The following is a 10,868-nucleotide window of genomic DNA, read 5'->3' as shown; positions in this document are numbered from 1 at the left end:
GGTCGTCTGAACATTTTTCAGACGACCTTTTGCTTTACAAGGTTCTTACATGAAGAAAATAGCTGCTATGGCGACAGCAATCACACCGTAAATCGCCATCGGAATAACGGTTTTCTTGATAATCGCACCTTCGGCGTTTTTCACGTCCAGTACGGTACATACGGCGATGATGTTGTTGATGCAGACCATGTTGCCCATTGCGCCGCCGACGGATTGCAGGGCGAGGATGAGGGTCACGGACAGACCGGTATCAATAGCGATTTGTTGCTGAATCGGGCCGAATGTCAGGTTGGATACGGTGTTCGAACCGGAGAAGAATGCACCGATAGCGCCAAGGTAAGGGGAGAAGTAAACCCAGTATTCGCCTGCCATCGCGGCAAACTCTTTACCGATGATTTTCACCATGGAGTTGTCGCCGCCAACCATCATCAGTTGAACCATAATCAGCGCGCCCATCAAGGCAAGCAGCGGTTTTTTGGTTTGGTTGAAAGTTGCAGCGTAGAAAGCCCATGCATCTTTGAATTTGGTTTTATAAAGCAGGATACAAATCCAAACGGTAAAGACAAACGGAATCCATGCAGGAACGTAGAGGGTTTGGTAAGACGCGCTGACGCCTTGTCCGAAAATGTTGCCGAAGGTAATGGTCAAAGAGTCGCTGACGGTGATTTTGCTCAAATCAAACGGCAGTTGGAAGCTGAACCATTCTTCTTTGCTGGTCAGCAGGCCTTTGATGCCGAGCTGTTTGATACGGGTAACCACCAGCATACCGATCAGCATACCGAGAGGTGCGAGAGCTTTGGCAACTTGGGCGAAAGGTACTTTTTTAGTATTCGGATTTTTCGGATGGTCTTTGCTCAAACCCCAGCCGTGGTTGGCGGCGAATACGGATACCATCAGACCGATTGCGCCGGCAACGAGTGATGGGAATTCTTCGTTAACCATCGCCAAAGCGACATAAGGAATGGTACAAGAAAAGACGGAAATGCCGATGAAGCCCAAGTTTTTGCGGATTTCAGACCAAGGTACGATGAAGCTCAAGCCGATAACAGGAATAACGAAACTCGCGAAGAAGTGCATCACGCCGGTTTGCATACCGATTTCCATAATGCTCTTTTGATCCAAACCCAAAGGAGCGAAACCGAACCAAGTCGGTGTACCCACCGCGCCGAATGATACAGGCACGGAGTTCATGACCAGCGTAAAAATCGCCACTTTCAACGGGTTGAAACCCAAGCTCATCAGAATCGGGGCGGCAATCGCAGCAGGCGTACCGAAGCCGGATGCACCCTCAATCATAAAGGCGAACGCCCAGCCGATGATCATCAACTGCGCCACTGGATTCGGGCTGATGGTCGCCAGCCATTTGCGGATAATGTCGATACAGCCGGTGGTTTCCATCATACGATTGAACATGATCGCACCGAAAATCACGGTAATCGGCGTCAGTGTGGAAACCAGGCCGGACGCAGCGGTTGCGTTGAGCAGCATAGCGTCGTCGTTGAAATAAAACAGCTTGATGGTGTAAATCAGCGCGGCAGTAATCGGCAGCGCAATGTAGGAAGGCATGCTGTTTTTCTTAACCATCAGCCAAATCAGCAGAATGATAGGGAAAATACTGAGGAATAGTGCCATGGTGAATCCTTAAAATCGGCATTGTTTATCAATTTTTCTAGTGATGTCGGATGCGAGAAAGATATCGAACCTTAATCTGAGAGCAGATATCAAATAAATTGGTAATACCAATTTAAAAGAACGCCGCATACTTTACGTAATCCGATGTAATCGGTCAAGTGGTTTATGTACATTAGGCATCTACCAGACAAGGTTTTCAGGGTTTGCAAATTGGTTTCGGCATATAGCCGCCGATTAAGAGCAGAGTGTTGATTACACGGTAAAAGAATTTGTTGTTTAAAAACCAAAAGGTCGTCTGAAACCATTTCAGACGACCTTTTTATGCGTATCTATAGTGGATTAAATTTAAATCAGGACAAGGCGACGAAGCCGCAGACAGTACAGATAGTACGGAACCGATTCACTTGGTGCTTCAGCACCTTAGAGAATCGTTCTCTTTGAGCTAAGGGCGAGGCAACGCCGTACTGGTTTAAAGTTAATCACTATATCTTTACTTTTATTCCCACTCGATCGTGGCAGGCGGTTTGCCGCTTACATCGTAAACCACGCGGTTGATGCCTTTGACTTCGTTGATGATGCGGTTGGACACGCGGCCGAGCAGTGAGTACGGCAGTTCTGCCCAGTGTGCGGTCATGAAGTCGCTGGTGATGACTGCGCGCAGCGCGACGACGTAGTCGTAAGTGCGCCCGTCGCCCATTACGCCGACGGATTTGACGGGCAGGAACACGGCAAAGGCTTGGCTGGTCAGGTCATACCAAGACGTGCCGTTTTCGTCGGTGGTATTGCGCAATTCTTGGATGAAAATGTCGTCCGCCTGACGCAGCAAATCGGCGTATTCTTTTTTCACTTCGCCCAAGATACGCACGCCCAAACCGGGGCCGGGGAACGGATGGCGGTACACCATTTCGCGCGGCAAGCCCAAAGCGACGCCCAGTTCGCGCACTTCGTCTTTAAACAAGTCGCGCAACGGCTCAAGCAGTTTGAGCTTCATGTTTTCAGGCAGGCCGCCGACGTTGTGGTGCGACTTGATGGCGTGGGCTTTTTTGGTTTTTGCGCCTGCGGATTCGATTACGTCGGGGTAAATCGTGCCTTGCGCCAGCCATTTGGCGTTGGTAAGTTTTTTCTCTTCGGCATCAAATACTTCGATAAATTCCGCGCCGATGATTTTGCGTTTTTTCTCGGGATCGGTAACGCCGGCGAGTTTCGCCATGAATTGCTCTTCGGCATCGACGTGAATCACTTTCACACCCAAGTTGCGTGCGAACATATCCATGACCATTTTGCCTTCGTTCAGGCGCAAGAGACCGTGATCGACGAACACACAAGTCAGTTGGTCGCCGATGGCGCGGTGAATCAGCGCGGCGGCTACGGAAGAGTCCACGCCGCCAGAAAGACCTAAAATCACTTCGTCGCTGCCGACTTGTTCACGGATTTTGGCAACGGCTTCTTCGATGTAGTTTGGCATGGTCCAGCTTGGTTGTGCGCCGCAAATATCCAAGACAAAGCGGTTCAACAGCGCGCGACCTTGTTTGGTGTGGGTCACTTCGGGATGGAATTGGATGCCGTAGAATTGTTTTTCGACGTTTTCCATCATGGCAATCGGGCATGACGGGGTATCGCCGATAACGGCAAAGCCGTTGGGCAGTTTGGATACTTTATCGCCGTGGCTCATCCATACGTCCAGCGTATTCGGCGCGTCGTCGTAAATATCGCGGGTCAGTTCGCTGTCGATGGTTTTGACTTGCGCGTAACCGAATTCGCGCTGGTTGCCGGGCTGAACTTCGCCGCCCAAGTGGTGCGCCATAAACTGCATTCCGTAGCAGATACCCAAAACCGGAATACCCAAATCGAAGATGCCGGTATCGGCTTGATAGTCGGATTCGTAAACGGAATTAGGACCGCCGGAAAGGATGATGCCTTTCGGATTGAAGGCTTTGATTTCGTCCAAAGGCATGTCGAAGGAATGCAGCTCGCAGTAAACATGGGCTTCGCGCACGCGGCGGGCGATAAGCTGGGTAACTTGCGAACCAAAGTCGAGGATGAGGATTTTGTCTTGGGTCATGGCGGAAACTTTGCAGAGTGATAGGGAACGGTCTGACTGTTTCAAAACGGGATTCCGATAACAAAACAGGTCGTCTGAAAACGGCGGATTATACCATTTTCAGACGACCTTTGCAGGGAGGGGGGCTTAGTTATCCTGCTGTTTATGCTGCTTATAAGGCACCATATCGCTGCGCGAAAGCAGCAGCAGGCAGCCCAGCACCATCATTCCCAAAGCAACCAGCGGCGAATAGCCGAGCCAATATTGATTGTGCAGATACACCGCCGCGCCGATATACACCAGCAGCGGGCCGGAAACGATAGACTGCTTGTTGACACCGTCCATCACCAAAACCGCAATCCCAGCCACCGCCATACCGGCGGATACGATAGTTGAAGTTGCGGGCAGGATGTCCGTCGTTTTCAAAAACCAAACGGCACCGAAGATAATCAAAAACAGCGGCAGGAAAAGCGAAGAGCGGGACATGGCGTTACTCCGTAAAATTTCAGACGACCCTGATTATTGGGTCGCAGGGGTCGTCTGAAAAGCCTGAAGAAAGCAATCTTGGGTATGTTTTTGCAAACATAGGGCTTGATGTGTAAAAAGCAGATACAAGTTTGCAGCAGCATCGGCGCCCGGCGTTCAATCCAAGCTGCTATCAGCCTCAGCGTACATTTTTCATCAAACGTTGTTTTTCGCGTTTCCAGTCGGCTTCTTTCAGGCTTTGGCGTTTGTCGTGTTGTTTTTTACCCTTCGCCAGACCGATTTCCATTTTGATTTTGCCGCGTGTGAAGTGCAGGTTCAACGGGACGATGGTATAACCCGCACGCTCGGTTTTACCGATGAGCTTGTTGATTTCGGATTGCTTGAGCAAAAGCTTGCGCGGACGGACGGGGTCGGGTTTGACGTGCGTCGAGGCGGTCGGCAGCGCGGTAATATGGCAGCCGACCAGATAAAAAGCGTCTTTTTTCCAGTAGATATAGCTTTCTTTCAACTGCACCCGCCCGGCGCGGATAGCTTTGACTTCCCAACCTTCCAATACCAAACCGGCTTCAAGCTGGTCTTCGATAAAGAAGTCGTGAAAGGCTTTTTTATTATTGGCAATACTCATAATTCTATTCTTGTCTTCTGTCTTTTCAGACTGGGTATTTTAACAGGATGCGGAGGTAGTGCGAACTGCTTCTCAAACCGACTGTATTTTCCAGCCTCTCTGGCTTTTCAATCTTTAAACATATACCGCTCTATACGGCAAATTAAAATCGGAAACACCAGCCTATCCTAACCTCACATTCGTATAGTATGGCAAGGTGAAATAAAAATCCCCAACCTACTCCCCCCTTCCCTTCTTCTTAAAGGCAAAAGAATAGGTTGGAATTTTGCTTCATACTGATTTTCGCAAGAAGCATATCAAATGTACCACACGCTCTCCTCGATGAAGGTCGTCTGAAACTGGGATTAGGTTTTCAGACGACCTTTTCGATTACTGTCTGTCAATTTTCCGCATCGCGGCAGATTTCGATGGCTTCCTGAAGGCTGGAAACGCCGAAGATTTTTAGATTCGGAAACTCTTTTTCGTTGCGCGGCATATTGGCTTTGGGGACGATGGCGCGTTTGAAGCCGAGTTTTTCCGCTTCTTTGAGCCGCTCCTGTCCGCGTGCGACGGGGCGGACTTCGCCGCTTAGGCCGATTTCGCCGAAGGCGACCATTTTTTCGGGCAGCGGGCGGTTGCGGAAGCTGGAGAGCATGGCGAGGATGACGGCGAGGTCGGCGGCGGGTTCGCCGATTTTGACGCCGCCGACGGCGTTGAGGAACACGTCTTGGTCGAAGCAGGCGATGCCGCCGTGGCGGTTGAGGACGGCAAGCAGCATGGCGAGGCGGTTTTGTTCGAGGCCGACGGTGAGGCGTTTGGGGGTGAAACCGTGCGCATCATCGACCAATGCCTGAATTTCGACCAGAAGCGGGCGGCTGCCTTCCTGCGTGACCAAAACGCACGAACCGGGCGTGTCGTCGCGGTAGCTGGCGAGGAAGATGGCGGACGGGTTGGACACGCCTTTCAAACCGTTTTCGGTCATGGCGAATACGCCCAGTTCGTTTGCTGCGCCGAAGCGGTTTTTGATGGCGCGTATCATGCGGTAGTTGGAATGTTGGTCGCCCTCGAAATACAGCACGGTATCGACCATGTGTTCCAGCACGCGCGGGCCGGCAATCGCGCCGTCTTTGGTAACGTGTCCGACCAGTATCATGGCGATGCCCATTTGTTTCGCCATGCGCGTCAGTTGGGCGGCACATTCGCGTACCTGCGACACGGAGCCGGGGGCGGAGGTGATTTGGTCGGAATACATGGTTTGGATGGAGTCGATGACGACGACTTCGGGCTGATGCTGTTTCAACGCCGCTTGAATGGCCTCCATACGGATTTCGGCAAGCAGGTTCACGCCTTCGGTGGGCAGTTCCAAACGTTGCGCGCGCAGGGCGACTTGTTGGGCGGATTCCTCACCGGAAACGTACAGCACTTTGCGGCTTTGCGCCATTTTGGCGATGGTTTGCAACAGCAATGTGGATTTGCCGATGCCGGGGTCGCCGCCGAGCAGGATGACCGCGCCATCGACCAAACCGCCGCCCAATACGCGGTCGAGTTCGCCCATGCCGGTCGGATTGCGCGGCACTTCGGTGGCGGTCACAGCGGAGAGGGATTGGACGGTCGAGGTGTCCGCCGCCCAAGATTGGAAGCGGGCGTTTTTCGGTTCGGGCGCGGCTAGGCTTTCCTGAAGCGTGTTCCACTCGCCGCAATGCGGGCATTTGCCTTGCCATTTCGGGGAAGTGCCGCCGCATTCGGTGCATTGGTAGATGGTTTTGGGGGCTTTTGCCATGATGTTTTCCCTATGGGATTTTTGAAGTGTGAAAAGGTCGTCTGAAAACTGATAGCGTTTTCAGACGACCTTTTTTCAAGGATTCGGACTGGGCTTATTTGCTTTCGTCTTTACCGTCTTTCTTGTCTTTTTTCGGAGCCGGTTTTTTCGCCGCCAAACCTAAAGACTTCTGCCATTCAGCTGGATTTTTGACTAAATCCAGTGCCTTGCGGAGTTGGTCGTCTTTGGCAGGATTAGGAATACGACGGCTGGAGAGGTCTTCGTCTTTCTCTTTGTCCTTGCCTTTTTTGGACTTGGCGTTTTCATCGGCTTTCGCGGCTTCGTTTGAATCAGGCGTGCTGATTTCGTTGCTGCTGTTGACGTCTTCGCCGCCGAGCGGGTTGCCGATGTGTCCGGCGAGGTCGGCTTCGCGGCTTTCAAAGGCGCGGTCTTTGTCTTTGACTTCGACGTCGGGGACGATGCCTTGCGCTTGAATCGAGCGGTCGTTCGGCGTGTAGTACAGCGCAGTGGTCAGTTTGACTGCGCTGCCGTTGGACAGCGGAATCAGGGTTTGAACCGAGCCTTTGCCGAAACTTTGCGTACCGACGACGACGGCACGTTTGTGGTCTTGCAGCGCGCCGGCAACGATTTCGGAAGCGGAAGCGGAGCCTGAGTTAATCAATACGGTCATCGGGATGGTTTTCAACTCGGCAGGCAGATCTGCCAGCGGGTCTTTGCCGCTCACGCGGATATAGTCTTCGGGACGGGCTTTCAATACCGAGCTTTCTTTGCCGTCGCGTCCTTTAGTGCTGACGACTTTTGCATCTGCAGGCAGGAAGGCGGCAGACACGCCGACCGCGCCGTCAAGCAGACCGCCCGGGTCGTCACGCAGGTCGAGGACGAGGCCTTTGAGCGGAGCGCCTTTATTTTCTTTAATCAATGCCTTGGCGGCTTCGTTGATGGCTGCCACAGTACGCTCTTGGAATTGGGACACGCGGATGTAGCCATAGCCCGGTTCGAGCAGGTGGCGGCGGACGCTTTTGACTTTAATGATGGCGCGGGTCAGGTTGACGACGATGGGTTTGTCCGCATTTTTGCGCGAAAGGGTCAGGGTGATTTTGGTACCCGGTTTGCCACGCATTTTTTTCACGGCTTCACTGGTGGTCAGACCGCGTGTGGAAACGTTGTCGATTTTGACGATGAAATCGCCGCTTTTCACGCCTGCGCGCTCGGCGGGCGTCTCCTCAATCGGGGCAACGACTTTGATAAATCCGTCTTCCTGACCGATTTCCATACCCAAGCCGCCGAATTCGCCGCTGGTAGATTCTTTCATATCGGCAAAGCCTTTTTTATCCAAATACTCGGAATGCGGGTCGAGGTCGGATACCATGCCTTTCATCGCGCCTTCAAAGAGATCGGCATCGGATTTATCTTGGTAATAATTGGCTTTGATCTGTCCGTAAACTTCCGCCATGTTGCGGATGGATTGTACGGGCAGGGTTTCGTTGTCTTTTTTGTCTTTTTCGGCGGCAAAGCTTTGAACGCTCAAGCTGAGGGCGACGCCGCTGAATGCGCCGAGTGTGTAGAGTGCGACTTTTTTCAAAGTGGATGTTGACATTATGAGTAGCTTTCTTTTTGTCTTATTTCATTTCAGACCGTAATGACTGTGAAACGGGAGGGGAAACATTACTTCAGACGACCTGAATTTACGTCCGCAAGACTGTATGCGATTTACGCTTGATAAACAACTAGATTAGCGTAAAAAATATCTGCGTGGGTGTAAAAGCTTTTGAATATAGGGCCGTCGGGTTCAGTTGTTAAATTTCAGACGACCCCGTGATACGGCAAAAGGTCGTCTGAAAACATCAAACCGGTTTGCAGGTCAGCTTATCCAGGAGAGCGGGTTCATTGCCTGCCCGTTGTAGCGGACTTCCAAATACAGGCCTTCCATGCCCGAAGGCAGGGTTCCGCTGATGCCCAGGCGGTTGCCTGCGGCTACGGCGTAGCCTTTGGCGACTTCGATTTCGCTCAAACCTGAATAGATGCTGATATAGCCGTCGCCGTGATCGATGACGATGACTTTGCCGAAACCTTCCAGTTCATCGGCGTAGGTAACCGTACCGCCGGCGATGCTGCTGACGATTGCCGGAGTCGTTTGGTAAAACACGCCTTTCCAAACTTCACCGTCGCCGCGGTCTTGTCCGAAGAGTCCGGCAAGCGTGCCGCTGACCGGTTTTTTCAGACGACCCTGCATACGGCTGAAGCTGTTGGCATTGCTGATTCTGACGTAGGAAGGCGCGCGGATGTTCATGTCTTCTGCGGTCAGGTTGGACATGGCGGCGCGTTCGTCGGCGGCTTTTTGCGCGGCGGCGCGGTCTTTGCGCGCTTTTTCAACGGCGGCAAGACGGGCTTCGGCAGCTTTTTTACGCGCTTCGGCTTCCTGGCGGCGTTGCTCGGCTTTACGCTTTTCCAAGTCTTTCAGCAAGTTGTTCAGGCGTTGTTCGTTTTCTTTGTGGTTGATTTTTTTCTGCGCCTCTTTTGCCATCTGCGCGTTTTGGCGGCGGCTTTCCGCCTGTTCGGCAGTGTTGGTTACACCTTGGCGGCGCAGCGAGGACTGGATGTTGACCTGAAGTTTTTTCAGGTATGCCAGCTCGTTGTTGATTTTCTGCTCTTGCGCTGCCAGCTCTTTTTGCTGCTTCTCAAGGTCTTTGATGACTTGATCGTTGGCAGTATTGATATAGCGGGTGTAACGCAGAAAGCGGGTTTTCTGACCCGGCTCGGCATTTTTCAGGAACAGGGCAACGGCGTTGGGTTGGCTGTTTTTATAGTTGCCTGAAACGAAACGGGAAATTTGCGCGCGCGTGTTGGAAACTTGGGTTTTCAGGTAGTTCAAATCAGCATTGAGCTTTTGAAACTTGTCCCATGCGTCGCGCTGTTGGCGGTTGATGGCGGATAAGTTGATACGGCTTTGCTGCAACTGTTTCAACGTGGTGTTGACGTGAATGATGAAACCTTCGTTGCGGCTGCGCAGCGATTTTTTGCCTTCCAAATCATTGGCGGCGGCGGTCACTGCGGCTTTGAAGTCGTCTGAATCGGCAGCAGCGGTTTTCTTATCGGCTTTGTCCGTTTTTTTCTCGACGGTTTTTCTGTCCTGTTTTGCCGCTGCTTCGTCTTTTTTAGGCAGCTCGGCGGCTTCTTTTTTTGCCTTTACATTGTTTTTTGCTGCGGGTTTGTCTGCCGCTTTGTCTTTGCCTTTTACAGGCTCGGTTTTTGCGGGAACGGCTTTGCCTGCCTTCTCTTCCGCTTTGGCTTCGCCTTTTTTGTTTTTGTCGGCTTTATCTTGTTTTTTGGTTTCTTTGTCGTTTCTGCGTTCTTTGGCATGCTCGTTTTTCACCGCTTCGGCAGTTTCCTTTTTCGCGGTAGGTTTCGCTTTGTCTTTGGCAGCTTCTTTTTTAGCAGGTTCGGCGTCTTTTTTGTCTTTGACGCTTTTTTTGACGGGCGCAGCCTTCTCTTTGGGCGCGTCTTTGGCGGCAAAAGAAGGCGAGGCGAAACCGATGAGCAGGGCGAGTAAAAGAGGTTTGTAACGCATGATTGGATTCTGGATCGTTAAAATAAAGGCAATAGGCGGAATTATATAGTCAGCGGGGTCGTCTGAAAATAACATCTGCCCATATTTGTTCAGACAATACTTTCCTCTGCGCTTGCAATCTGAACAAGCGGTCTTATATAGTAGGGGCTGCGGTGTCAGCTTCTTTATTTTCAACCCTCAAAGGTTTTTTATTTACATGAATAAAATCATTCTGCCTGCGCTTTGCGCCCTGCTTCTTGCTTCTTGCGGTAACGATACCGATAAAATCGGACGTGCCAGCACGGTTTTTCATATGCTGGGGAAAAATGACCGTATTGAAGTTGAGGGTTTTGACGATCCTGATGTGCAAGGGGTTGCCTGTTATATTTCTTATGCGAAAAAAGGCGGTTTGAAAGAAACGGTGAACTTGGAGGAAGACGCAAGCGATGCTTCCGTGTCGTGTGTGCAGACGGCGGAGGTTATCCGTTATAACGAGCAGGCCGTCGCCAAGCCGAGAGAAGTGTTTAAACGCAGTGCTAGTTTGGTATTCAAAAGTCAGCAGATTCTCCGTTATTACGATCCTAAACGTAAGGCGTTTGCGTATCTGATTTATAGCGACAAAGTCGTTCAGGGTTCGCCGAAAAACTCTTTGAGTGCGGTGTCGTGCTTTGGCGGTGCTAAAGCGGATGCGCAGCAAATTGCCGGTATGGAAGGCAAACAGATTTATGGTGCGTGCGTCGTGGATGCGCCTGTGCCGAACAAGTAAAAGATGAGCGAT

The 10,868-nt window shown here is 51.5% G+C and carries 7 protein-coding genes and 2 pseudogenes; 2 read left to right on the top strand and 7 right to left on the bottom strand.

The window, feature by feature from the left end; all coding sequences use genetic code 11:
- Positions 1 to 45: 45 nt before the first annotated feature.
- Entirely contained in the window at positions 46 to 1,632 is a 1,587-nt protein-coding gene (locus HMPREF2907_RS04475; protein ID WP_070680479.1) for an L-lactate permease, read from the bottom strand.
- 330 nt (positions 1,633 to 1,962) lie between these two features.
- Here HMPREF2907_RS04475 and HMPREF2907_RS13520 point away from each other — a divergent pair.
- Positions 1,963 to 2,025: pseudogene (locus HMPREF2907_RS13520) on the top strand (transposase); the annotation flags it as partial.
- 103 nt (positions 2,026 to 2,128) lie between these two features.
- On the opposite strand, the gene guaA reads toward HMPREF2907_RS13520, so the two are convergent.
- The 6 genes and pseudogenes from guaA to HMPREF2907_RS04445 all read right to left on the bottom strand — a co-directional run bounded on the left by guaA (position 2,129) and on the right by HMPREF2907_RS04445 (position 10,111).
- Positions 2,129 to 3,694, bottom strand: coding sequence for a glutamine-hydrolyzing GMP synthase (gene guaA / locus HMPREF2907_RS04470; RefSeq protein WP_003740869.1), 1,566 nt, complete (start codon positions 3,692 to 3,694; stop codon positions 2,129 to 2,131).
- A 126-nt stretch (positions 3,695 to 3,820) separates the two neighbouring features.
- Complete coding sequence (locus HMPREF2907_RS04465) at positions 3,821 to 4,159, bottom strand: hypothetical protein (RefSeq protein ID WP_070680476.1); 339 nt, start codon at positions 4,157 to 4,159, stop codon at positions 3,821 to 3,823.
- A gap of 178 nt (positions 4,160 to 4,337) precedes the next feature.
- Positions 4,338 to 4,796, bottom strand: a pseudogene (gene smpB, locus HMPREF2907_RS04460) (SsrA-binding protein SmpB); the annotation flags it as partial.
- A gap of 367 nt (positions 4,797 to 5,163) precedes the next feature.
- Positions 5,164 to 6,543 (bottom strand): DNA repair protein RadA, encoded by a 1,380-nt coding sequence (gene radA / locus HMPREF2907_RS04455; protein WP_003740864.1) that lies wholly within the window; start codon positions 6,541 to 6,543, stop codon positions 5,164 to 5,166.
- A gap of 94 nt (positions 6,544 to 6,637) precedes the next feature.
- Positions 6,638 to 8,140: a S41 family peptidase gene (locus HMPREF2907_RS04450; protein WP_070680474.1), complete on the bottom strand. Its 1,503-nt coding sequence runs from the start codon at positions 8,138 to 8,140 to the stop codon at positions 6,638 to 6,640.
- A gap of 264 nt (positions 8,141 to 8,404) precedes the next feature.
- Positions 8,405 to 10,111: a murein hydrolase activator EnvC family protein gene (locus HMPREF2907_RS04445; RefSeq protein ID WP_070680470.1), complete on the bottom strand. Its 1,707-nt coding sequence runs from the start codon at positions 10,109 to 10,111 to the stop codon at positions 8,405 to 8,407.
- Between the two features lie 196 nt (positions 10,112 to 10,307).
- On the opposite strand from HMPREF2907_RS04445, the gene HMPREF2907_RS04440 reads away from it, so the two are divergent.
- Positions 10,308 to 10,856 (top strand): CreA family protein, encoded by a 549-nt coding sequence (locus tag HMPREF2907_RS04440; protein ID WP_070680468.1) that lies wholly within the window; start codon positions 10,308 to 10,310, stop codon positions 10,854 to 10,856.
- Positions 10,857 to 10,868: the final 12 nt, after the last annotated feature.

The organism is Neisseria sp. HMSC055H02 (assembly GCF_001813335.1).
Classification (GTDB): Bacteria; Pseudomonadota; Gammaproteobacteria; order Burkholderiales; family Neisseriaceae; genus Neisseria; species Neisseria sicca_C.
This window is presented reverse-complemented; position numbering and strand designations above follow the sequence as displayed.

Coding starts and splice junctions, on each gene's coding strand:
- HMPREF2907_RS04445 (WP_070680470.1), bottom strand. CDS start 10,111: ATGCGTTACAAACCTCTTTTACTCGCCCTGCTCATCGGTTTCGCCTCG.
- HMPREF2907_RS04440 (WP_070680468.1), top strand. CDS start 10,308: ATGAATAAAATCATTCTGCCTGCGCTTTGCGCCCTGCTTCTTGCTTCT.
- HMPREF2907_RS04465 (WP_070680476.1), bottom strand. CDS start 4,159: ATGTCCCGCTCTTCGCTTTTCCTGCCGCTGTTTTTGATTATCTTCGGT.
- radA (WP_003740864.1), bottom strand. CDS start 6,543: ATGGCAAAAGCCCCCAAAACCATCTACCAATGCACCGAATGCGGCGGC.
- HMPREF2907_RS04475 (WP_070680479.1), bottom strand. CDS start 1,632: ATGGCACTATTCCTCAGTATTTTCCCTATCATTCTGCTGATTTGGCTG.
- HMPREF2907_RS04450 (WP_070680474.1), bottom strand. CDS start 8,140: ATGTCAACATCCACTTTGAAAAAAGTCGCACTCTACACACTCGGCGCA.
- guaA (WP_003740869.1), bottom strand. CDS start 3,694: ATGACCCAAGACAAAATCCTCATCCTCGACTTTGGTTCGCAAGTTACC.